Genomic DNA, 22,041 nt, shown 5'->3' on the forward strand with positions numbered 1-22,041 from the left:
AGAGTGTTCAGACGACCTCGGGGGTGAGCGACGGGGCCGCCATGTCGGGGTCGAACGGGAACATCGGCCGGACGATCCCGGAGTGGCCCAGCCGGAGCAGGTCCTGGTCGACGCCGCCGGGCGTGAGGGCGAGCAGCCAGTCCGCGGCCATGTCGTAGAGCTCCGGTTCGAGGTAGCCGATCTTCACGATCACCACGTCCGCCTCGCGCGGGCGCAGGCCGAGCGCGTGGAAGTCGGATTCGAGGTGGTAGGGCTTGCGGCGCGCGGTCACGATCACCCGCAGGCCGCCGACGGCCAGCACCACCGCGGTTCCGGCGATCGGGTCCTCGGCGTCGATCGCCTCCACCCGAGCGGCGAGGGCGACCGGACCGTGCGGGCCGGAGTCGACTTTCCCGCCCAAATCCACGGAAATCGTCGCGCCGACGCCGGCTTCCACCGCTGCCGCGACGGCTTCGGGGTCCACAATGGCCGCGTACAAAGTGGTCAGCGAAGAGTCCACAATGGCCGGAGTGTTCAGCAGGACATCCAGGCTCCACGACGTGTCCCCGGCCCCGCCGGCGGTCGGGTTGTCGCCGGAATCGCTGATGAAGAACGGTCGCGCCGGGGAAGCGACGGCCTGCTCGAGGCATTCCGGCAGGGTGCCAGTCGGAGCGACGAACGCGAAGTCGTGCCTTGCGTCCCAATAGGACTGGGCGAGCCGCTGCGCTTCCTTGGTGATCAGCGGAACGTCGTCCCCCATCACCACCACCGCGGCCTGGCAGCGCGGTTCATCGGCCCACGCGTAGCCCACCCAGATCGCCGCGTCCAGCACTCCGTCCAGTGCTTCCACGGAATCCACCGCCGCGTAAACGCTTTTCGCCGGTTCGAGCCGGGTGCTGGTCTTCTCCCCCGGCAACAGGACCGGAACCTGCACCCAAGCCTTCTTCGGCCGGCCGCCGGACCGCAGCCGCGCAACCAGGTTCCGCGCGGCCCGCTCCCGCGTCTCCCACGCGTCCTCGTGCGGAGCCATCCGATAGCAGGTGATCAGGTCCAGTGCGGCGACCAGTTCCCGCGAAACGTTGCCGTGCAAGTCCATCGACGCCGACACCAGGACGTCCGGACCGACAATGGAGCGGATCTCCCGCGCGAGCGAAGCCTCCACATCGGACTGTCCGACGACGCTCATCGCACCGTGTATGTCGAAGAACAGCCCGTCCAGCTCGCCCGCCGACCGCAGCCGGTCCAGGATTTCCCCGGACAGCTCTGCGTAAGCCGCCTCGGTGACCGCGCCGCCGGGCAGCGACCGGGCGTCGACCAGCGGCACCCATTCCACCTCCCCGGCCCAGTCCGCGTCGAGAAAGCCGTAGCGGGACAGCACCTCGTCGCCGCGGAGCACCCGGAAGTCGTCCACTGTGGACCGATGCGGCGAGAAGGTACTCGATTCGATGGCGATTCCGGTGATCCCGACCCGCAGCTTCTTCATCGTCCACTCCGTTTGATCGCTTGCTCGAACACCGCGTCCAGCGCGAGCGCGCCCGCGCCGTAAAGTCCCGCGTCCGCCCCGAAGCGCACCCGGTCGATCCGCAGTTCCCTGGTAGCCAAGGGAAGACACCGTTCGTACAGCGCCCCGCGCACCGCCGCGACGAACGCTTCCGAACCGGACAGTGCGCCGCCGAGCAGCACTTCGTCCGGGTTGCTGAAGTTGACCACCGTGGCCAGCACCTCGCCGAGCCGCAGCCCGGCGCGCCGCACGGCCGTGGTCGCCTCGGGATGGCCGTCCTCGGCGGTGGCCACCACCTGCGCGGTGGTTTCCACTTTCAATCCCTGCGCCCGCAACTGTTCGACGAGCGCGGCCCCGCTGGCCACCACTTCCAGGCAGCCGCGATTCCCGCAGGTGCACGGCTGGTCCTCGGCCGCGGGCACGCGCACGTGGCTGATGTCGCCCGCGACCCCGGCCCGGCCGCGGTAAAGCTCGCCGCCCAGCACGATCCCGGACCCGATGCCGGTACCGGCTTTGACCACCAGCAACGTCCGGCCGGGCGCACCCGCGACAGATTCGCCCAGCGCCAGCATGTTCGCGTCGTTGTCCACGACCACCGGCAGCTCGAAATGCTCCGCCAGCGCTTCCCGCACCGCGAAACCGCGCCAGCCGGGCATCCGCGACGGCAACGTGATGGTGCCCGCGTCGACGTCCACCGGACCGGGGAACGCGACGCCGAGACCGAGCGCGCGGCCCGGGCAATCCGCGCTCGCCATCACGTCGTGCACCGCCGCCGCGAGCCCGGGGACCAGTTCCCGCGGCTCCTGGCTGATGTCCAGCGGCCGCTCGTGCACCTCGAGCAGGTGGCCCGCGATGTCGAGCGCGCCGATCCGCACGTGCCGGGAGCCGACGTCGGCGGCCCAGACGTGGCCGAACTCCGCGTTCACCGACAGCAGCTTAGGCCGCCGTCCGCCCGCGGACCGGCCCTCGCCGGACTCGGTCAGCACCCCGGCGGACATCAGCGCCTGGGTGCGCACCGACACCGTCGATTGCGGCAGCCCGAGCGTGCGCGCCAGGTCCATGCGCGACGTCGCGTGGCCGTGCGCGACCAGCCACACGAGCCGCAGCGGTCCGGCCGGATCCACCGCGTCACCTCTTTCATCAGAATTGATGTAACTAAACCGTTTAACGAGCCTCTTGGCAATTCCCGTCTCTCGTGCGAGATTACCCGACAGCCAGGACGCGGCATAGCACCTGGCAGTAGTCTTTCATCAGAATTGTTGGAAGTGATGCGAATGGCTCGACGCCCGTGGCGCGCCGCGCTCGGGGTCACGCTCGCCGCCGCGCTGGCGCTGTCCGGCTGCGCGGCGAGCCGGGAACCGCACGGCGGCGGTTCCGGAATCCCGAAACCCGGCGGGACCGTGCGGTTCGCGATGCCCCCGTCGGCGACGCCGAACTGGATCATGCCGTTCTCGATCCCCGGCTACGGCGGGTCGTACAACGGCATGATCCGGTCGGCCATGTACGTGCCGCTGTACAGCTACGACGGCAGCTCCGGCTCGGTCACGCTGGATGACGCCGCGAGCGCCGCCAACGTGCCGCGCTACTCCCCGGACGGCAAGACCGTGACCATCACGCTCAAGCCGCTGACCTGGTCCACCGGCGAGCCGCTGACCAGCCGGGACGTCGAGTTCTGGCTCAACCTGGCCCGCGCGGGCAAGGACGACTGGGGCAAGTACTCGAAGGGCCTGATCCCGGACAGCGTCACCGGGTTCCACGCCGTGGACGACCGCACGTTCACGTTCACCCTGGACAAGGCGTACAACCCCGACTGGTTCACCGCCAACCAGCTCAGCCTGATCGTCCCGATGCCGCACGCGTGGGACCGCACCAGCGCCGCGGGCCCGGTCGGCGACCACGACCGCACGCCGGACGGCGCGAAGCAGGTCTTCGATTTCCTGGTCGGCCAAGCGAAACAGCTCGGCACCTACGCGACCAATCCACTGTGGAAGGTCGGCAACGGACCGTTCACGCTGGCCGGGTTCACCACGTCCGGCGAGGTGACGCTGCGGAAGAACCCGAAGTACACCGGACCCGACCCGGCGAAGCTCGACACCGTCCGGTTCCTGACCTTCACCAGTTCTTCGGCGGAGTACAACGTGCTGCGCGCCGGCGGGGTCGACTACGGCTACCTGCCGACGTCGAACCTCGGCCAGCGCCCGAAGCTGGAGGCGCAGGGCTACCGGATCGAACCGTGGAACGGCTGGTCCATCACGTATTCACCGTACAACTTCAACAATCCCAAGCTGGGCAAGGTGTTCTCCCAGCTGTACGTCCGGCAGGCGCTCCAGCACGCGGTCGACCAGGACGCCATCACCTCGGTGATCTGGCGCGGCGCCGCGCGCGTCGGCTACGGCCCGGTGCCGCAGGACAACGACACCAAGTACCTGTCGCCCAGGCAAAAGACCAATCCGTATCCGTTCGACCTGAACAAGTCGAGGCAGCTGCTGGCCGACCACGGCTGGAAACCCGGCCCGGACGGCGTCCTCCTCTGCGCGGATCCGGCGAAATGCGGCGAGGGCATCGCCCGAGGCACCCGCCTGTCGCTGACCATGCTGACCGAATCCGGTTCCGACGAGACCGACGGCACCATGCAGGAACTGCGCTCGGAGCTGTCGAAGATCGGCATCGAGATGAAGATCAACGCGCAGCCGCTGAACACCGTGCTGGCCAACGGGACCACGTGCGAGCCGAAGGACCCTTCGTGCAGCTGGCAGCTGTCCTACTTCGGCACGCAAGGCAGCTGGTATTTCGCGGCGAACCCGAGCGGCGAGGACCTGTTCGCGACCGGCGCGGGCACGAACTTCGGCGGTTACCGCGATCCGAAGGCGGACAAGCTGATCGCGGCCACCAACCTGGCTTCCGACGACCGGGCGATGCTCGAGTACAGCGCCTACCTGGCCGAGCAGCTTCCGGTGCTGTGGCTGCCGAATCCGCCGTACCAGGTGTCGGCGATCGACACCGCGCTGCACGGCGTGACCCAGGACCCGATGGCCGGCCTGCTTCCGCAGCGCTGGTTCTGGACGAGGTGAGGACATGACGCGCTACATCCTCCGCCGGCTCGCGCTGGCCGTGGTGGTCGTGCTGCTGGTCACCGTGGTGACGTTCGTGCTGCTGCATTTGCTGCCCGGCGGCCCGGCCCGCGGCGTACTCGGGGTGAAGGCCACCGAGGCGCAGATCGCCGCGTTCAACCACGCGCAGGGCTTCGACCAGCCGCTTCCGGTGCAGTACTGGGATTACCTGCTGCGCTTGCTGCACGGCGACCTCGGCGAGTCGTACACCCAGAACTCGCCGGTGAGCACCCTGCTGGCCGAGCGGATGCCGAAAACCTTGCTGCTCACCGTGGTGTCCACCGCGCTCGCGATCCTCGTCGCGCTGCCGCTCGGCGTGTGGCAGGCGGTCCGTCGCGGCCGTACCGCGGACGTGCTCACCACCGCGATCACCTTCGTGCTCTACGCGACGCCGGTGTTCTTCCTGTCGCTGGTGCTGATCATCCTGTTCGCGCAGGTCCTGCCGTGGTTCCCGGCGCAGGCCGCGCAGGGCGAAACGATCGGCGAACTGCTGTCGCAACCAGGTGCGCTGGTGCTTCCCGTGCTCGCCGGGACCGGAGCCGCGCTCGCCGCGTTCAGCCGGTACATGCGAGCGTCCACTCTGGACAGCCTGTCCGAGGACTACGTGCGCACCGCGCGGGCCAAGGGCACGCCGGAGCGGACGATCATCTGGCGGCACGTCTGGCCGAACTCGCTGACCTCGGTGGTCTCCATGCTCGGCTACTACGTGCCGGTGGTGTTCGGCGGTTCGCTGGTCGTCGAATCGATGTTCAACTACCCCGGCATCGGCCTGCTGTTCTGGACCGCGACCCGCACCGCCGATTTCCCGGTGCTGCTGGGCGTCGTGCTCGTGATCGCCGTGGCGACCGTGCTCGGTTCCCTGCTCGCGGACCTGGTCCAGCTGGCGATCGACCCGCGGGTGCGGGTGAAGGGAGCGCGGTCGTGACTGTCCTTTCCCGCCTGCTGCGCCGCAAGACCGCGGTCGCGGGCGCGATCCTGCTGCTGCTCGTGGTGGCGTTCTGCTTCCTCGGGCCGGTGTTCTACGGCACCGACCAATCGCACACCGACCTCGCCGCGGCCCGCCTCGGACCGGGCGCGGGGCATCCGCTCGGCACCGACGACCTCGGCTACGACGTGCTCGGCCGGCTCATGGCGGCTGGCCGGACGTCGCTGATCATCGGGGTGCTCGCCGGGCTCATCGCGACCGCGATCGGCGCGGTGTGGGGCGCGGTCGCCGGGTACACCGGCGGCTGGCTGGACACCGTGCTGATGCGGATCGTCGACACCGGCGTCGCGATCCCGGCGCTGTTCCTGCTGCTGGTGGCGGCGACGCTGGTGACGCCGAGCGTCGGCGTGCTGGCGTTGCTGATCGGCGCGGTGTCGTGGCTGGTGCCCGCGCGGCTGATGCGCGCGGAAACGGTGAGCCTGCGCGAACGCGACTACCTGCGCGCGATCACGGTCATCGGCGCGAGCCGCACGCGCGTGGTGTTCCGGCACATCATTCCCAACGCGATCGGCACGGTGGTGGTGAACGCGACGTTCCAGATCGCCGACGCGATCCTGCTCGTGGCGTACGTCAGCTTCCTCGGGCTCGGCGTGCCCGCCCCCGACACCGACTGGGGCGCGATGCTGTCCAAAGGCATCACCTACACCTTCGACGGCGCGTGGTGGCTGATCCTGCCGCCGGGCATCGCGATCGTCCTGGTGGTGTGCGCGATCAACTTCCTCGGCGACGGGCTGCGCGACGCGTTCGCGGTGAAGGGGCGACGATGAGCGAAGCAGTGCTGGACATCCGTGACCTGCGGGTGTCCTATGCGGACGGAGCGGCGGCGGTCGACGGGCTGAGCCTGTCGGTCGCGCCCGGCGAGATCGTGGCGGTGGTCGGCGAGTCCGGCTCCGGCAAGAGCACGGCGGCCCTCGCGGTGCTCGGGCTGCTGCCGGGCTCCGCTCGGGTCGCCGGGTCGATCGAGCTGGCCGGGCACAGCGTGCTCGGTCTGCGCGGCGAAGACCTGCGGAAACTGCGCGGCCCGGCGGCCGGGATGGTGTTCCAGGAGCCGATGACCGCACTGAATCCCTTGCGGACCATCGGGTTCCAGCTCGCCGAGGCGATCCGCAACCACGACCCGAAGAAGCTGCGGCACCGCCGCTACTTCGACCGGTGCGCGGAACTGCTCGACCGCGTCGGCGTCCCGGAACCGGCCGCCCGGCTCAAGCAGTACCCGCACGAGCTGTCCGGCGGTCTGCGCCAGCGCGTGATGATCGCGATCGCGCTCGCGGCCGGTCCCAAGCTGATCATCGCGGACGAGCCGACGACCGCGCTCGACGTCACGGTGCAGCAGCAGATTCTCGACCTGCTGCGCGACATCCGCGAACGAGAAGGCACCGCGACGCTGCTGATCACGCACAACATGGGCGTGGTCGCCGACGTCGCGGACCGCGTCGCGGTGCTGCGGAACGGCAGGCTCGTCGAAGAAGCTCCGGCGGCGGAACTGTTCGAGTCGCCGAAGGCGGAATACACCCGGGAACTGCTGGCCGCGGTTCCGCAACTGGGTTCGTTCGCACACGACGCGGCTGCCGAAGAAACCCGGAAACCGGTGCTCGCCCTGTCGAAGGTGGCGGTCGAGTACGGCGGACGGCGGGTGGTGACCGACGTTTCCTTGACCGTCTCATCCGGTGAGATCGTCGGGCTGGTCGGCGAATCCGGTTCCGGGAAAACGACGCTCGGGAACTGCGCGCTGGGCCTGGTCACGCCGAAATCCGGAACCGTCGAAGTGCTCGGCGGGCCGCTGCCCAAAGGCACCGGCCGTTCCGCGCGGGCCGTCCGGCGGCAGATCGGCGCGGTGTTCCAGGACCCGGCGTCGTCGCTCGACCCGCGGATGACGGTCGCGCAGACCGTAGCCGAACCGCTGGTGGTCCACACCTCGGCCGGCCGCGGCGAGCGCCGGCGGCGGGTGCGGGAACTCCTCGACGCGGTGGAACTGCCGGAAAGCGTGCTCGAGCGGTACGGGCACGAGCTGTCCGGCGGGCAGCGGCAGCGCGTGAGCCTCGCCCGCGCCCTGGTGCTCGGCCCGAAGCTGCTGATCGCCGACGAACCGACGAGCGCGCTCGACGTGTCCGTGCAGGCAGCGGTGCTGGAGGTGTTCCGCCGGCTGCACCGCGAGTTCGGTTTCGGCTGCCTGTTCGTGAGCCACGACCTCGCGGTGGTCGACAGCCTGTGCGACCGGGTGGCGGTGCTGCGCGCGGGCGAACTGGTGGAGGAAGGACCGGCGGAAACAGTGCTGCGCACTCCGGAACACCCGTACACGCAAGCCTTGCTCCTGTCCTCGCCGGTGCCGGATCCGCGGCTGCAGCGGAGCCGGCGCGAGGCGCTGGCCGGCGCGGACCCCGCGGCGTGACGGGGTTGCGGGCCGGAGTCGACATCGGCGGGACGAAAACCCTGGTGGTGGTGTGCGACGAGGAAGGAAGGGAACTCGGGTCGGCGTCCGCGCCGTCCGAAGCGCACCGCGGCGGCGCGGCGATCCTCGACCGCGCCGCCGAGCTGGTCAGCTCACTGGTGCCGGACCACGCGGCGCTCGCCGGGGTCGGCGTCGGGGCGGCGGGCGTCGTCGACCCGGTGACCGGGACAGTGCTGGTCACCGGGGATTCGTTCACCGGATGGGCGGGCACGCCGGTCAACGCCGAGCTGTCCGCCCGGCTCGGCGGCGTGCCGGTGCGCACGGTCAACGACGTCGACGGCTTCCTGCTCGGCGAGCTGCTGCCGGGCGAGCGGAACGTGCTCGGCGTCGCGGTCGGCACCGGGGTCGGCGGCGCGCTGTTCGTGGACGGACGGCTGTTGCACGGCGGCGCGACCGGGGCCGGGGAGATCGGGCACGTCGGCCGCTATGGGGAGGAACGCTGCACTTGCGGGCAGATCGGACACCTTGAGGCCTACGCGGCCGGACGGGCTTTGTCCCGCCGTTATGCCGAGGCGACCGGCCGGACCCGCGACGCGGAGGGCGTCGCCGCGGAAGCGCTCGCCGGAGACGAGGCCGCGCAAGCGGTGTTCACCGACGCCGGCCGGTTCCTGGGCCAGGCGGTCGCGCACGCGGCCGGGCTGCTCGGCCTCGCGACCTGCGTACTCGGCGGTTCCGTGCTCAAGTCCTGGGCTTTGCTGGAGAAACCGGTGCGGGAAGCGCTGGAGGAACGGCCGCTGCTGTCCGGGAAACCGGTGTCGATCCGGCTCTCCCGGCACGGGGCGAAATCGGTGGCGCTGGGCGCGGCCGCTCTCACGGGCGGTATCCGGCGATCACCGGACGTGAGCAACCCCTGAACCAGTCCTCTGTGGACCATCGAGAAATCCGTGGCCTCCGGGTATACGCTGTCTGGCACCGACGGAGCCGGGGGCAACGATGCGCGCGAAGCTGGACGGAACGGGACAGGCGAGAACCGCGGCGGACCACGTGCGTGAGCGTGGTCTCCACCCCGCTGACAGCAGGTGACTTGGTCTATACCATTCCGGTGATCATTTCCCGTCCGGTGGCCAACGAGGGGATCCCATGCCCGTCATCAGGCGCAACATCGTCCCGCTCCGGTATTCCGACCCGAGCGTCGTGGCCTACGTGCGCAGCCCGAGCGACTGGATGGTGTCCAACTGCGGCTGGATCCGGGGCCGGGAAGGGGTTCTGCTCGTCGACACCTGCGGCACCGAACGCGACACGCTCGACCTGGTCAGCGACGTCCGCAAGTACTCGACCGTCGAGATGCCGCTCACGCTCGTGCTGACCCACGCGCACGGCACCCACCACAACGGGGCCGGGGTCGCGCTGCGCAACGGCGGCCGGATCCTCGCCGCGCCCACCGCGGTGCCGGTCATCCGGTCCGGTCCGCAGTGCCACGAGGAGATCTTCTCCTGCGCGAACTGGGGCAAGCTCGAAGCGCCGCGGGCCGAGGCGGTGCACGCGGTGATCGAACCGGTCGAGGTGGATCTCGGCGGCGTGGTCGTGGAGGTCGTCCCGTTTCCCGGGACCGCGCACACCGACGGCGACCTCGTGCTGTTCGAACCGCGCACCGGGACGCTCTTCACCGGCGACCTGCTGTCGGTCGGGTCCACGCCGTTCGCCGTGCACGGCTCGATCCCGGGCTGGCTGACCGCATTGGACTGGCTGGACAAAATGTTCCCGGACGTCCGCACCTTCGTTCCCGGGCACGGCGGGCTCAGCCATCCGGGCAGTTTCCCGGTCGCGGTGCTGCGCACTTATCTGCACTGGCTGCTCGACGCGACCGCGGGCGCGGGCACCCCGGACTTTTCCGAACTCGCCGCCATCGCGCGCCGCCGCTGGCCCACGTGGACAGTTCCGGAACGGCACATCGGGAATCTGCTGCGCGCGCACGCCGACCAGCACGGGGAACGACTCCCGCCCGCCGAAGCGATGCGCGCGATCCGCGAGGCCGCCGGCGGCAAGATCGACCTGGACGCGCTGCTCGGACTCGGCAAGTCTTAATCCCGGGAAATCGATTCCCCGGCGCGATCGAAGTGCCTCTTTGCTGACACCGGCTCCGCTCCCGAAGAGGTCCGTGAAGGGCTCCTTGCGGGAATTAGATTCCCGCAAGGAGCCCTTCACGGACCTCCACTCGGCCCCGGCGGCACCCGCTTCCGGCCGGGTAGCGCGGCCGGGAAAGCGCTTTTTCCCCCGGACAGCCAGAAGGGCGCCGCCGGGAATCCCGGCGACGCCCCTCAGCTGAACACTAGCCGCCCCCCGCGGCACAGCTGCCGAAAAAGAACGCTCAGGCGCTGGCCTTCTTGCGCGTCGCGCGCTTGCGAGCCGGCTTGGCCGGAGCCTCGGTGTCGCGCTCTTCGTAGGCCTTCACGATCTCCGCCGGGAGCCGGCCGCGGTCGGAGACGGTGAAACCGTTGGCCTCGGCCCACTCGCGCATCGCCTTGTTGCGCTCGCGGTCCGCGGCGGTCGAAGCCGGCCGAGGGGACTGCCCGGCGGCCATCCGGACCTTGCGGCCGCCGACCCGGCGCGAGGCGGCGACGTAACGGGCCAGCTCTTCCCGCAGCGCGGCGGCGTTCTCTTCGGACAGATCGATCTCGTAGCTCACGCCGTCGAGACTGAACGGGACGGTCTGGTCGGCGATGCTGCCGTCGATGTCGTCCACCATCTCGACATGGACTTTTTGCGCCATGATTCGCGTTCCTTCACCTTCTACAGGATGTGCCTGCGATTACCCTATCGTGTCGAGTGACGGACCGCGCAGGGCGACTCCATTCCGGCGCGGCGGCACGCGCTTTCCCCGCCGGTTCCCGAACACCTTCGGTACCCAATCCGCGACTGCGCGCACAGTTGCGGCGCACTGGAAAAAATTTCCAGCCGCGCGGTAATCGCACGTCGTTTCCCGCTGAGCGGACGCGAGAAGGGCCCGGAAACGGCCGAAGGCCACCGGGGCGAAACCCGATGGCCTTCGGTGTGCGACGCGAACCGCGAGCTAGTTCCGCCCGACCGGCGCCCCCGTCTTCGGGTCGAGCGGGAGCTTGCCCGCCTGCGGCCACCAGAAGTTGAACATGTTCCACAGTCCGCCCGCGCGAGTGTCGAACGAGCCGTCCCCGACCCGGCCGGAGAACCAGTTGTCCTCGATGAACTTCAGCACCGAGGTCTGGTCGGTCCGGGTGTGGTCGACGTAGTTCACCTTGCTGTAGGGCGAGATGACCAGCAGCGGCAGCCGCGGGCCGTAGCCGCAACGGTCGGCGTACCCGCCGAGGCCGGCCGGCTTGCCGGTGCAGACGGCCTGGTCCTGCGACGCGTCCTGCGAACCGTTGACGATCTTCGAGTTCTCGTGGTCGTACCAGCCGTCGGAGTCGTCGTAGGCGAGCACGACCGCGGTCGAACGCCACTCCGGCGACTGCTGGATCTTGTTGATCTCGTCCACGACGAAATGCTGCTCGTCGAGCGGGTCGGAATAGCCCGCGTGCCCGTCCTGGTACTCCGGGGCCTTCAGGAAGCTCACCGCGGGCATCGAACCGGCCTTGAGCGAATCGTTGAAGTCGCTCAGGTCGTACTGGTGGTTGGCCTGGTCGGTCTGCCCGATCGCCTGCACCGAGGACGGCGGCAGGTGGTGCGGGTTCGAAGTGGACTTGTAGTACTGGAAAGGCTGGTGGTGCGGGCTGTAGTCCACGGAGGACTGATTGCCGATGTTCGCGTGCTTCTGCCCGCAGACCGCGTAGCCGTTCTGGGCGCCGGTCGGCTTGAAGCCGCCCTGGAACCAGCCCCACGTGACGTGCCGGTCGTTCAGCAGGTCGCCGATGTTGCGGCCCTGCATCGCGCCGAGGTTGTCCTTGGCGGTGTGGTTCTTGTCCGAGCAGTCGTCCCACGCCGGGTCCGGGTCGTTGATCACGGTGCCGACGCCGTCCTTGCCGGGCGACGCGACGACGTAGGAATCGCTCTTCGGCTCGTGCGTGACCGGGTCGACCGCCTGGATCCCGTGCGTCTGGCCGGAGATCAGGTTGATCGCGCCCGGGGTGGACGGGCCGAACACGGTGTTGAACGAGTTGTCGCTCAGCGAGTAGTGCTGCGCGTAGTTCCACATGCCGGTGACGGTGTTGCCGTCGTAGTAGTCCATCACCAGGCCCGGCTCGCCGAACAGCACCGGCTGGCCGGTGCACTTGTCGGTCTCGGTCTTCTCGACGAACTTGTCCATCTTGCCGCCGTTGAACGCGGCCTGCTCGGCGCCGTAGCTGTGGTTCTGGTCGCAGGTGAGCGCCTGGTCCGGCCCGAGCCGCTTCGGGTTGTAGGCGTTCGGGTTGTGCGTCAGCAGCTTCTCGTCGAGGCCGTTGACCTTCGGCGTGTTCTTCGCCGCCTGGAACGGGGTGCCGTTCTCGTTGGTGGCGTTCGGGTAGGTGCCGAAGTAGTGGTCGAACGAGATGTTCTCGCCGAAGATCACCACGACGTGCTTGATCGGGGTGAGCGTGGGCAGCCACGACGCCGGCAGCGGCCGCAGCGGCTGGGCCTGCGCGGACGACGCCGCGGATCCGGTGACGATCGCGAGCACGGCCGCCGAGACGAGCGCGCCCGCACCGAGCAGGCGACGGCGCCGTCTGCCGAATGCTGTGTCCACTGAGGATTCCTCCTGGTTTCGCGGGGTGGGGATCCGAGCGCGCCTCAGGCGAGGAGCGCCCTGCCGAAGTGGTCGCTGGGACCGGTGACGCCGGGCAGCGCGAAGAAGTAGCCGCCGCCGAACGGGGAGATGTAGTCGACGAGCGGCTCGTCGACGAGCCGCTTCTGCACCGCCTCGAACTGCCGCTCGAGGTCCTGCTGGTAGCAGGTGAAGACGAGGCCCATGTCGAGGTTGCCGTTGGAGTCCACGCCGCGGTCGTAGTTGACCGCGCGGCGCAGGATCCGGCTGTCGTCGGTCTGCGGCGTGCGCGGGTTCGCCTTGCGGATGTGGCTGGTGAGCGGGATCACCGTGCCGATCGGATCGTCGGCGTAGCGGGGTTCGTCCTGTTCGGACGCTCCGTCGAGCGGGGCCCCGGTGTCGCGGCGGCGGCCGAACATGTTCTCCTGCTCGGTGATCGAGACCCGGTCCCAGAACTCGACCAGCATCCGGATCAGCCGGATCACCTGGTAGCTGCCGCCGGTCGTCCAAGCCGGCTCGCCCGCTCCGGACACCCACACCAGCCGGTCCATTTCGGACGGCCCCGGGTTCGCCGTGCCGTCCTTGAACCCCATCAGGTTGCGCGGCGTGCCGGACGGCCGCGACGGCGAACTGAAGCCGTTGATCTTCCAGCGCAGCTGCATCCCGCCGCGGGTCGCCCGGGCCAGGTTGCGCAGCGCGTGCAGCACGGTGTCGGTGTCGCTCGCGGACAGCGTGAGCGACAGGTCGCCGTGGCATTGCGGGGCGTCGAGCGCGTCGTTGGGGAACGTGGTCATCGGCTTGAGCTTCTTGGGCTTGCGGTCGGCGAGCCCGTAGCGTCCGTCGAAAAGGGACGATCCGACGCCGACGATCACGCCGAGGTCGCTGTGCGGCACCACCGGGCCGAGCACTCCGGAGTCCGCGGGCGGCGCGGTGATGCCGAGTGCGGCCGGGGCGCCGCCGTTCGTGAGGAACCGCGCGCGGTCGGTGATTTCCTGGAACAGCTGAGTCAATTCGGCGCGGTTCTCGGCGACCACGTCGAAAGACGCGATGACGCTTTGCGCCGGGGGCTGGCGGAGAATCGCGGCTTGGCGGGGTCCGTGAAACGGAACGGTGGCTGGCGGCTCTTCGCTCGCGCTGGCGGTCACGCCGATTCCGGCAGCCGCGGTGATGCCCGCGCCGACGACGGTGCGGCGCAGGAAGGAGCGCCGGGAGGATTCCGTCGTCACGAGATCCTCCTCGGCTCCGCGATCGCGGCGATCGGGGCGAGCAGTTCGGTCAATTCGCTGACGTCGGCGTTGATTTTCTGCCGCTGCGGCGCGGTGAGCTGGCTCACCGGCGTCCACGAGTTGTCCGGCTTCTTGGCACTGTCGAGCGCGGCCTTGGTGCGCTCCAGCCATTTGTCCACCTTGGACAGTGCCGGATAGCGCGGAGCGAGCACCGGGCGCAGCACGTCGAGGACCGCTTGCGTCCCGTCGAGGTTCGCCCGGGCGGTCGCGAGGTTGGTGCCGCTGCCGTAATCGGTGCGGGCGGTCAGTTCGAATTGCAGGGTGTTCTCCACGATCTCGTGCGCGCGCAGGCCGAGGTCGTTCGGATCGACCTGGCTGTCCGCAAAGGACTTGCGGAGTTTCTGCACGTCGCTGTCCAGCTGATCCGCCACCGGCGCGAGGGCGGCGAGGTCTTCGTTGTGCCACAGGCCGGATTCGAGCCGGTGGAACCCGGTGAAGCCGGGGCTCTGGACGCCGTCGGGCTTGCCGGCGGCGGTGCCGTTGATGGCCTTGTCGGAATCGCCGAAGGCGTTGTACGCCGCGCCGAGCCGTTCGTAGTCGAGGTGCGCGACGAGCCACGCGGCTTGGCTCGCCCCGCGATCGTTGGCCCGGATGGCGTCTTTGAGTTTGCCGACGTCGGCGGCCAGCTGGCCGAGCCCTTGCGTCACCTGAGCTTGATAGGACTTCAACGGCCCGAGCAGATCGTTCTGCGTCACCGGCGCGACGCCCGGTCCGCGCTCGGCGCCACCGCTCACCGTGACCGCCGGCCCGACGATCGCCGACGAATCCTCCGGGAGGCAACGGAATGCGTAGGTCCCATTGCCGAGCGTCACCTGCAAGGGCCGGGTCGTCCCGCTGCCCAGCCCTTCGACCTCGCCGTAAACGACCCCGGTCGCCGGGTCGATCAGATCGACCTCGGACGTCACCGTTCCCGTGTTGTGCAGGCGAAAGGTCTGGACCCCCGGGCGCGGGTCCGTCCAGCCCTGCCCGCAGGCCGACCGCGAGATCTCGATCTCCGGATCCTGCGCCGAAGCGCCGTCGGGCCATACCGCGAACGCGACGCCCGCCGCCACGACCGCAATCGCGACCCCGCCGCCAATCCAGCGGGTGCGCACAGACCCCGGCACTCGTTCCTCCAGCCACACGTTCGGACTACCGGGACGGAATTATGCGTGCGGAAAGTGAAGAAACCCTGGTCGAGAACGTCGCCTACCCGGGAATTCACCAGGACTTCAACCAGCGAACGGAAGAAGCCGGACATAGCCGTCAAAACCTGCGGTAACGGGCTGTCCGGTTCGCCGGGTATGCCACCTTCGCTCAACGGGCGCAAGGGGGTCTCCCAGTGCCGGTATCGCCAGGGTCTCCCCGGCCTCCGGGAATCGCGTCAACCTGGACCGGCACCCGATTCCCCGGCAAAAGGAAAGAAGACCCATGGCGCACCGCCAGTTCACCGCTCACGCCGCACGATTCGACCTGAGCGGAAAGCACGCCCTCGTCACCGGCGGCACCAGGGGCATCGGAATGATGATCGCGCGCGGCCTTCTGCAGGCGGGCGCCCGAGTCATCGTCAGCTCACGCGACGCGAACGCGTGCGCGGAAGCCCAGCGTCTGCTATCCGAATTCGGCGACGTCCAAGCATTTCCCGCCGATCTGTCCGAGCACGACGAATGCCAGCGTCTCGCCGAGATGGTCAAAGCCGATTCGGAACGCCTGGACATCCTCGTGAACAACGCGGGAGCGATGTGGCGCGAGCCGCTGGAGACCTTCCCGGCGCAGGCATGGGACACCGTGCTCGACCTCAATCTCAAGTCGCCGTTCTGGCTGGTGCAGGCATTGCTGCCGGCACTGTGCGAAGCGGGCACCGCCGAGGATCCCGCGCGGATCATCAACATCGGAAGCATCGGCGCCATCCACGTCGCCGAGTCGCCCAACTATTCCTACGCCAGCAGCAAAGCGGCCCTCCACCAACTCACCAGGGTGCTCGCCCGGGAACTGGGCCCACAGCACATCACGGTGAACGCGGTAGCCCCCGGAGTGTTCCCGTCGCGGATGATGGCGGCCACGATCGACGCCATCGGAGACACGATCGCGGCGAAGACCCCGCTGCGCCGCCTCGGCCGCGACGACGACATGGCCGGGGTCGCCGTGTTCCTCGCCAGCCGGGCCGGATCTTACCTGACCGGTGCCATCGTCCCGGTCGACGGCGGCACCGCCACGACCGCCTCCGGCACCTAGGCCGTCGGGGTACTGGCAGGGCCTCCCTCCGGGCGCGGGCAGGGCTTACGGTGAGAAGGTGACCATGATCGATCCGCGCACCGAGATCAAGGAATTCCTGACCTCGCGCCGTGCGCGGATCACGCCCGAGCGCGCCGGGCTGCCCGCTTACGGCGGCAATCGCCGGGTGAAGGGCTTGCGCCGCGAAGAGGTCGCCCTGCTGGCCGGGGTATCGGTCGACTACTACGTGCGGATGGAGCGCGGCAGCCTCGCCGGGGCCTCCGACGGGGTGCTGGCCGCGGTGGCCGCTGCCTTGCAGCTCGACGAGGCCGAACGCGACCACCTGTTCCACCTCGCGCGGCAGTCCGGGACGCCGGCCGGTCCCCGCCGCCGGCGACCGGCCGGGCCGGTGCGTCCGGCGCTTCGGCAGGTGCTCGCCGCCGTGACCGACGCCCCGGCGTGGATCTGCACCGGCCGGTACGACGTGCTGGCCGCGAATCGCCTGGCCCGGGCGCTGTACGCGCCGGTGCTGGCCGGAGCGCGACGACCGGCGAACACCGCGCGGTTCGTGTACCTGGATCCCGACGCGGCGAGCGCGTTCTTCGTCGACTACGACCGCGTCGCCCGCGACGTGGCCGCCAAGCTGCGCATGGAAGCCGGCCGCAACCCGCATGACGAGGAACTGATCGCGCTGGTCGGCGAGTTGTCCACCCGCAGCGAGCTGTTCCGGCGCCGGTGGGCTTCTCAGGACGTCCGGCTCCACCGGTCCGGACGCAAACGCCTGCGCCATCCCGTCGTCGGCCGGCTCGACCTGGACGTCGAATCGATGGACCTGCCCGCCGACCCTGGCCTGCTGCTGAACGTCTACACCGCCCCCGCGGGCACGCCCGCCGCGGACGGACTGGCTCTCTTGGCGTCGTGGGCCGCTGGACAGGAGGAACTGGCGACCGAGACTCACGCACCCAGCTGATCGCCCCGCCGGGCAAGCCGGAAAACCCGACGCCCTCCGGGCGGATTCCCGCTAGCGTGAAGCAGTTCGCACGAAGGGCGGGATGCATGAACCACACCGAACTGACCGAACGTTTCGCCACCCTGACCACCGCCCACCTGGCCGACGGCTGCCTGCGAGCCCGCCTGACCGTACGGTGCGCACCGGCCGGGACCAGGGGCGTTGTCCCGGGGAGCAAACTGGCCGGGAGAGTCCTTCCCGCCCGGCACGCGGGCAGTGTCGACGTCTTCCTGGAAGCCGTCGCCTCCGCACAACCAGGCGACGTCCTCGTAGTCGACAACCGCGGCCGTCTGGACGAGAGCTGTGTCGGCGATCTCGTCACCGCCGAGGTCGCGGCGGCCGGACTCAGCGGCATAGTCATCTGGGGCCTGCACCGAGACACCGCCGAACTGCGCGAAATCGGCCTCCCGGTCTACAGCCTGGGCTCGCTCTCCACCGGCCCGCTGCACCTCTACGACCGCGCCGCCGACGCGCTCGAAGCCGCCACCGTCGGCGAATGGACCGTGACCACCGACGACCTGGTCTTCGGCGACGACGACGGCGTCCTCTTCGTCCCCGCCGCCCAAGCCGGAGAAGTGTTCCGGCTCGCCGAATCCATTCGCGACACCGAACACCGGCAAGCGGCGAAGATCCGCGAGGGAGTCACTCTCCGCGAACAGGTCCGGTTCGGCGAATTCCTGACCCTCCGGGAAAAAGACCCGTCGTACACGTTCCGGCAGCATCTCCGCGCGAAAGACAGTGCCATTGAGGAATAACACCGCCCTCGTCACCGGGGTCGGCAGGCAGGCCGGAATCGGCGCCGCGATCGCCGCCCGGCTGAAGGAAGACGGCTGGCACGTCGTCACCACGCAGTGGTCCGACTACGACCGCCGGATGCCGTGGGGCGCGGACGAAACCGTCCACGGCATCGAAGCCGACCTGACCGACCCGGAGACCCCGGCGCGGCTGTTCGACCAGATCGACGGCGATGTCCAGGCACTCGTGCTCGCGCATTGCGAGTCCGTCGATTCCGGACTGCTCGACACCACAGTGGACAGTTTCGACCGGCATTTCGCGGTGAACGCCCGCGCGAGCTGGCTGTTGATCCGGGAGTTCGCGCGCCGCTACCGCGGACCGCACGGCGCGGGCCGGATCGTGGCGCTGACCAGCGACGCGGTCGTGCACAACCTGCCGTACGGGGCGAGCAAAGGCGCACTCGACCGGATCATCCTCGCCGCGGCCGGGGAACTCGGCCACCTCGGCATCACGGCGAACGCGGTGAATCCGGGAGCGACCGACACCGGCTGGATCCCCGAAGCGCACCGCGAGGCGTTCGCACAGCACAATCCGCTCGGCCGGATCGGCACTCCGCGCGACTGCGCGAGTCTCGTCGCGTTCCTGTGCGGCCCGGAAGGCGGCTGGGTGAACGGTCAGCTCCTGGTCTCCAACGGAGGTGCGCCCTGAACGACAAACATCTCGCTTACGTCCTGCTCCGGCGCGGCGAAACCGTGCTGCTGATCCGCCGCGCGCCGGGGACTTTCCTCGGCGGGCACTGGGAATTCCCCGGCGGCACCGTCGAACCCGGCGAAGCCCCGGAGGCCGCCGCGGTGCGGGAAGTCGCCGAGGAAACCGGGCTGCGCGTACGGCTCGCCGGCGAGCGGACCCGGCGCTCCTGGCCGGACCGCACCGGCAAACCGTTCACCGTGCACGCCGCCTACTACGACGCGCGCCCGGAATTCCTCGGCGACCTTCAGCTCAACCCGGCCGAACACGACGACCACCGCTGGCTGACCCCCGCCGACGCGGCCGGACTCCCCCTGTCCGACCACGTCAGGCAGGTATTGCTCGGCTGAAATCCCGAGCCAGCTGCGTCGCCCGGGCGCGGAGCAGCGCACGAGCCTCCGCCACGCACCGATGCTCGTCCGGCTCCACATCGGTCAGTGCGTACACCCCGGCGAAGCCCGCTTCCCGCCATTCCGGCGCGGACAGCAGGCACCGCCCGGCCAAGGCGACCACCGGCGTGCCGCCCGCTGCCCGGAGAACGCCCATCGGCGCTTTTCCGTGCAGCGACTGGGTATCCAGCGAACCTTCGCCGGTGACCACGAGCCGGGCATCGCGGGCCGCGGCCGGGAAACCCAGCAGCTCCAGCAGCACCTCGATCCCCGGCCGAAGGCGAGCGCCGAGTCCGGTGAGCACACCGAACCCGACGCCGCCTGCCGCGCCAGCGCCCGGGGTGGCGGCGTGCGCGGAGCCCATAACTTCGGCCCACCGAGTCAACCCGCGTTCCAGCACGGCGATCTCGGCCGGCCCAGCGCCCTTCTGCGGCCCGTACACCGCGGCGGCGCCATCCACACCCAACAGCGGGTTATCCACATCGGACGCCAGGACAATGTCCACTTCGGGCAGTCCGGACAGCTCCACTGTGGACAACTCGGCCAACGCCGCGCCGCCAGGCGGAAGCGGCGCGCCGGAAGCGTCGAGCAACCGCGCACCCAACGCGCTCAGCAATCCGGCCCCGCCGTCGGTGCAAGCGCTGCCGCCGACCCCGAGGACAATCTGCGTCGCCCCGGCGGCCCGGGCGGCCGCGATCAGCTCGCCCGTGCCGTAGCTCGACGCGGTCAGCGGTTCCAGCCGCCCGCCGGGCAGCCGGTGGAGGCCGGACGCCTCCGCCAGCTCCACCACGGCGACCGGCCCGCGCAGCGCGTAATACGCGGTGATCTGGCGGCCGGTCGGCCCGGACACCCGCACCGGGATCCGCCGGAACCCGGCGGCGACCGCGGCGGCGACTGTCCCGTCGCCGCCGTCCGCCACCGGCAGCTGCCGCACCGGCTCGCCCGGAGCGACCTCGGCGAACGCCGCGGCCACCACCTCCGCGACCTCCGCCGCGGTGAGCGAGCCCTTGAACTTGTCCGGGGCGACCAGAACCGTCACGCCGCGGCCTTGAACGCGCGCCAGTCGCCGAATTCGGTGATGTCCCGAAGCTGCACGTGCGAGGTCTGCGGCCGGCGCAGCAGCATCGCGAACGCCGAACTGCCGTCGGCCAGTTCGATCACGCCCAGCTCCAGCTCCGGCGGTTCGGCCGGGAGCACGCGGTCGCGCAGCTGGTCCAGCGTCAGGTCGTAGACCTCGCCGGAGATCGCCGCGCCGCCGTGCGCTACCGGGACCAGCGCCGGGCATTGCCCGCCCACCGAATAGAACCGGTACTTCGCGGCCGTGGTCGTTTCGGCCACCAGCGGAGCGCCGTCGAGCAGATGGTGCAGGGGTTCGCCGCGCATCGCGCCGCCGTTGAGGAACATCAGAGGCATGGTGGTCCCTTTCTCTTTAGAGGATCGCCTTCACCACGTCGATTCCGAAATAGACGGTGAACACGAGCGCGAGCACGGTGAGGATCCACCCTGCTTCACGCCACTTCCCGCGGAAGGTCTTGATCAGCACGAACGCGATGAGGCCCGCGCCGACGCCGTTGGTGATGGAGTAGGTGAACGGAATGAGCGCGACCGTCAGGAACACCGGGATCGTGTAATCCGGGTCATTCCACGGGATATTGCGGCATTGCGCCACCATCATCCCGCCGATCACCACGAGCGCGGGTGCGGCGGCCTGTGCCGGGACGATGCCCGCGATCGGCGTGAACAGCAGCGTCGCCCCGAACAAGAGTCCAGTCACGACACTCGCCAGCCCGGTCCGCGCGCCCTCCCCGACGCCGGCCGCGGACTCCAGGAACACGGTGTTCGGCGACGAGCCGGACAGGCCGCCAGCGATCGCCCCGGCCCCGTCCACGAACAGGATCCGGCCCATCCTCGGGACCCGGCCGTTCTTCGACAGCCCGGCCTCGGCCGACACGCTGGTGATCGTGCCCATCGCGTCGAAGAATCCGGACAGCACCAGGGTGAAGAGGAAGATCGTCGCGGTCAGCGCACCGGCCTTGGCGAATCCGCCGAACAGATCGACGTGCCCGAGCAGTCCGAAATCAGGCGCGGCGACCACGGAATGCGGCAGCGTCGGGGTCGTCAACCCCCAGTCGCCGACCCCGAATCCGTCGTGCAGCACCACCGCGAGCACGGTCGCCGCGGCGATGCTGATCAGCACCGCGCCGGGCACCTTCCGCGACATCAGCACGGTCATCAGCAACAGGCCGAAGCAGAACACCGCGATCGGCAACCCGGACAGGTGCCCGTCGACGCCGAGCCGGACCGGGACGGTCGTGTGCGCCGCGTCCGGAATGCGCGTCACGAACCCGGCGCTGACCAGTCCGACCAGCGCGATATAGAGCCCGATGCCGACCGTGATCGCGGTTTTCAGCGGTCCGGGAATCGCGTTCATGATGCGTTCCCGGACCCCGCTGACCGCCATCAGCACAATGCAGACGCCTTCCAGCACCACGAGCCCGAAGGCCTGCGCCCACGTCATCGCCGGGGCCATCTGGAACGCGACGATGCCGTTGATGCCGAGACCGGCGGCGAGCGCGAGCGGCGCGTTGCCGACGAGTCCCATGAGGACAGTCATCACCGCGGCGGCGAGCGCGGTCGCGGTGGTCACCTGCGCCGCGCTGAGCTTCGCGCCGGTGATGTCGGCGGAAGCGCCGAGGATGAGCGGGTTGAGCAAAACGATGTAAGCCATCGCGACGAACGTGGTCACGCCGCCGCGTACTTCGCGGCCTACCGTGGTGTCGCGAGCGCGCAGTTCGAAGAGTCGCTCCACAATGGACTTGCGCTGGGGTCCGGGAGCCGAGGTCACCGCTTCGTCGAGGCGTACCTGGGTCATGCGTCCTCCCCTTGCCGGTGGGTGTGCCGAACCGCACCCCTGGCACAGGCAAAGGGCGGCGCGGCGGGACGTTTGCGTTTTTCTGGTGCTCCGGTCAGCACCGGGAGGGTGGCCCGGTGGGGTGGGGCGGGG

20 protein-coding genes are annotated in these 22,041 nt (G+C 69.7%); 11 read left to right on the plus strand and 9 right to left on the minus strand.

Features of this window, described 5'->3' with window-relative positions:
- Positions 1 to 7: 7 nt before the first annotated feature.
- Together L942_RS23025 and L942_RS23030 are read right to left on the minus strand one after the other, a co-directional pair.
- A complete protein-coding gene (locus L942_RS23025) occupies positions 8 to 1,462 on the minus strand; it encodes a M81 family metallopeptidase (RefSeq protein WP_037364000.1) in 1,455 nt (484 codons plus the stop codon).
- On the minus strand, positions 1,459 to 2,604 hold the full coding sequence (locus tag L942_RS23030; RefSeq protein WP_037364003.1) for an ROK family transcriptional regulator: 1,146 nt from the start codon (positions 2,602 to 2,604) through the stop codon (positions 1,459 to 1,461). Before L942_RS23030 ends, L942_RS23025 begins: the two co-directional genes overlap by 4 nt.
- Positions 2,605 to 2,754: 150 nt before the next feature.
- Here L942_RS23030 and L942_RS23035 point away from each other — a divergent pair, with 150 nt between their 5' ends.
- The 6 genes from L942_RS23035 (at position 2,755) to L942_RS23060 (ending at position 10,049) form a co-directional block, all read left to right on the plus strand.
- Complete coding sequence (locus L942_RS23035) at positions 2,755 to 4,551, plus strand: peptide ABC transporter substrate-binding protein (RefSeq protein ID WP_037364004.1); 1,797 nt, start codon at positions 2,755 to 2,757, stop codon at positions 4,549 to 4,551.
- Positions 4,552 to 4,555: 4 nt separating this feature from the next.
- Complete coding sequence (locus tag L942_RS23040) at positions 4,556 to 5,515, plus strand: ABC transporter permease (protein WP_037364007.1); 960 nt, start codon at positions 4,556 to 4,558, stop codon at positions 5,513 to 5,515.
- On the plus strand, positions 5,512 to 6,342 hold the full coding sequence (locus L942_RS23045; RefSeq protein WP_037364008.1) for an ABC transporter permease: 831 nt from the start codon (positions 5,512 to 5,514) through the stop codon (positions 6,340 to 6,342). Before L942_RS23040 ends, L942_RS23045 begins: the two co-directional genes overlap by 4 nt.
- A complete protein-coding gene (locus L942_RS23050; RefSeq protein ID WP_037364011.1) occupies positions 6,339 to 7,964 on the plus strand; it encodes a dipeptide ABC transporter ATP-binding protein in 1,626 nt (541 codons plus the stop codon). The genes L942_RS23045 and L942_RS23050 overlap by 4 nt, the downstream gene beginning before the upstream one ends.
- Complete coding sequence (locus tag L942_RS23055) at positions 7,961 to 8,878, plus strand: ROK family protein (RefSeq protein ID WP_037364014.1); 918 nt, start codon at positions 7,961 to 7,963, stop codon at positions 8,876 to 8,878. The genes L942_RS23050 and L942_RS23055 overlap by 4 nt, the downstream gene beginning before the upstream one ends.
- 226 nt (positions 8,879 to 9,104) lie before the next feature.
- Positions 9,105 to 10,049: an MBL fold metallo-hydrolase gene (locus tag L942_RS23060; protein WP_037364016.1), complete on the plus strand. Its 945-nt coding sequence runs from the start codon at positions 9,105 to 9,107 to the stop codon at positions 10,047 to 10,049.
- A gap of 283 nt (positions 10,050 to 10,332) precedes the next feature.
- On the opposite strand, the gene L942_RS23065 is transcribed toward L942_RS23060, so the two are convergent.
- The 4 genes from L942_RS23065 to L942_RS23080 form a co-directional block, all read right to left on the minus strand.
- Entirely contained in the window at positions 10,333 to 10,734 is a 402-nt protein-coding gene (locus tag L942_RS23065; RefSeq protein ID WP_037364018.1) for a histone-like nucleoid-structuring protein Lsr2, read from the minus strand.
- Between the two features lie 300 nt (positions 10,735 to 11,034).
- The gene (locus L942_RS23070; protein ID WP_037364021.1) at positions 11,035 to 12,660 is read right to left on the minus strand and encodes a phospholipase C; all 1,626 of its coding nucleotides are present in this window, start codon (positions 12,658 to 12,660) and stop codon (positions 11,035 to 11,037) included.
- Between the two features lie 44 nt (positions 12,661 to 12,704).
- The gene (locus L942_RS23075; RefSeq protein ID WP_037364024.1) at positions 12,705 to 13,904 is read right to left on the minus strand and encodes a Dyp-type peroxidase; all 1,200 of its coding nucleotides are present in this window, start codon (positions 13,902 to 13,904) and stop codon (positions 12,705 to 12,707) included.
- The gene (locus L942_RS23080) at positions 13,901 to 15,058 is read right to left on the minus strand and encodes an EfeM/EfeO family lipoprotein (RefSeq protein WP_037364027.1); all 1,158 of its coding nucleotides are present in this window, start codon (positions 15,056 to 15,058) and stop codon (positions 13,901 to 13,903) included. The genes L942_RS23075 and L942_RS23080 overlap by 4 nt, the downstream gene beginning before the upstream one ends.
- A 316-nt stretch (positions 15,059 to 15,374) precedes the next feature.
- On the opposite strand from L942_RS23080, the gene L942_RS23085 reads away from it, so the two are divergent.
- From L942_RS23085 to L942_RS23105, 5 genes are all read left to right on the plus strand, one after another.
- Positions 15,375 to 16,178 (plus strand): SDR family oxidoreductase, encoded by an 804-nt coding sequence (locus tag L942_RS23085; protein ID WP_037364029.1) that lies wholly within the window; start codon positions 15,375 to 15,377, stop codon positions 16,176 to 16,178.
- A gap of 58 nt (positions 16,179 to 16,236) precedes the next feature.
- The gene (locus L942_RS23090) at positions 16,237 to 17,127 is read left to right on the plus strand and encodes an MmyB family transcriptional regulator (RefSeq protein WP_037364031.1); all 891 of its coding nucleotides are present in this window, start codon (positions 16,237 to 16,239) and stop codon (positions 17,125 to 17,127) included.
- Between the two features lie 86 nt (positions 17,128 to 17,213).
- Positions 17,214 to 17,921 (plus strand): RraA family protein, encoded by a 708-nt coding sequence (locus L942_RS23095; RefSeq protein ID WP_037364133.1) that lies wholly within the window; start codon positions 17,214 to 17,216, stop codon positions 17,919 to 17,921.
- Entirely contained in the window at positions 17,905 to 18,609 is a 705-nt protein-coding gene (locus L942_RS23100; protein WP_037364032.1) for an SDR family oxidoreductase, read from the plus strand. The genes L942_RS23095 and L942_RS23100 overlap by 17 nt, the downstream gene beginning before the upstream one ends.
- Positions 18,546 to 18,998 (plus strand): NUDIX hydrolase, encoded by a 453-nt coding sequence (locus L942_RS23105; RefSeq protein WP_440201337.1) that lies wholly within the window; start codon positions 18,546 to 18,548, stop codon positions 18,996 to 18,998. Before L942_RS23100 ends, L942_RS23105 begins: the two co-directional genes overlap by 64 nt.
- Here L942_RS23105 and L942_RS23110 read toward each other — a convergent pair.
- Genes L942_RS23110 through L942_RS23120 form a run of 3 tightly spaced genes read right to left on the minus strand, consistent with a single transcriptional unit; the run spans position 18,976 to position 21,909 of the window.
- Positions 18,976 to 20,076 (minus strand): glycerate kinase, encoded by a 1,101-nt coding sequence (locus tag L942_RS23110; protein WP_037364034.1) that lies wholly within the window; start codon positions 20,074 to 20,076, stop codon positions 18,976 to 18,978. The two genes, L942_RS23105 and L942_RS23110, sit on opposite strands and share 23 nt — an antisense overlap.
- A complete protein-coding gene (locus L942_RS23115; protein ID WP_037364035.1) occupies positions 20,073 to 20,450 on the minus strand; it encodes an allophanate hydrolase-related protein in 378 nt (125 codons plus the stop codon). Before L942_RS23115 ends, L942_RS23110 begins: the two co-directional genes overlap by 4 nt.
- Before the next feature lie 16 nt (positions 20,451 to 20,466).
- On the minus strand, positions 20,467 to 21,909 hold the full coding sequence (locus L942_RS23120; RefSeq protein WP_037364037.1) for an NCS2 family permease: 1,443 nt from the start codon (positions 21,907 to 21,909) through the stop codon (positions 20,467 to 20,469).
- Positions 21,910 to 22,041 lie beyond the last annotated feature (132 nt).

Source organism: Amycolatopsis orientalis DSM 43388 (genome assembly GCF_000411975.1).
GTDB classification, from domain to species: domain Bacteria; phylum Actinomycetota; class Actinomycetes; order Mycobacteriales; family Pseudonocardiaceae; genus Amycolatopsis; species Amycolatopsis orientalis_D.

Excerpts from the sequence above, each read along its gene's own strand:
- L942_RS23025 (WP_037364000.1), bottom strand. The coding sequence starts at position 1,462 with ATGAAGAAGCTGCGGGTCGGGATCACCGGAATCGCCATCGAATCGAGT.
- L942_RS23035 (WP_037364004.1), top strand. The coding sequence starts at position 2,755 with ATGGCTCGACGCCCGTGGCGCGCCGCGCTCGGGGTCACGCTCGCCGCC.
- L942_RS23040 (WP_037364007.1), top strand. The coding sequence starts at position 4,556 with ATGACGCGCTACATCCTCCGCCGGCTCGCGCTGGCCGTGGTGGTCGTG.
- L942_RS23050 (WP_037364011.1), top strand. The coding sequence starts at position 6,339 with ATGAGCGAAGCAGTGCTGGACATCCGTGACCTGCGGGTGTCCTATGCG.
- L942_RS23060 (WP_037364016.1), top strand. The coding sequence starts at position 9,105 with ATGCCCGTCATCAGGCGCAACATCGTCCCGCTCCGGTATTCCGACCCG.
- L942_RS23065 (WP_037364018.1), bottom strand. The coding sequence starts at position 10,734 with ATGGCGCAAAAAGTCCATGTCGAGATGGTGGACGACATCGACGGCAGC.
- L942_RS23085 (WP_037364029.1), top strand. The coding sequence starts at position 15,375 with ATGGCGCACCGCCAGTTCACCGCTCACGCCGCACGATTCGACCTGAGC.
- L942_RS23095 (WP_037364133.1), top strand. The coding sequence starts at position 17,214 with ATGAACCACACCGAACTGACCGAACGTTTCGCCACCCTGACCACCGCC.
- L942_RS23115 (WP_037364035.1), bottom strand. The coding sequence starts at position 20,450 with ATGCCTCTGATGTTCCTCAACGGCGGCGCGATGCGCGGCGAACCCCTG.
- L942_RS23120 (WP_037364037.1), bottom strand. The coding sequence starts at position 21,909 with ATGACCCAGGTACGCCTCGACGAAGCGGTGACCTCGGCTCCCGGACCC.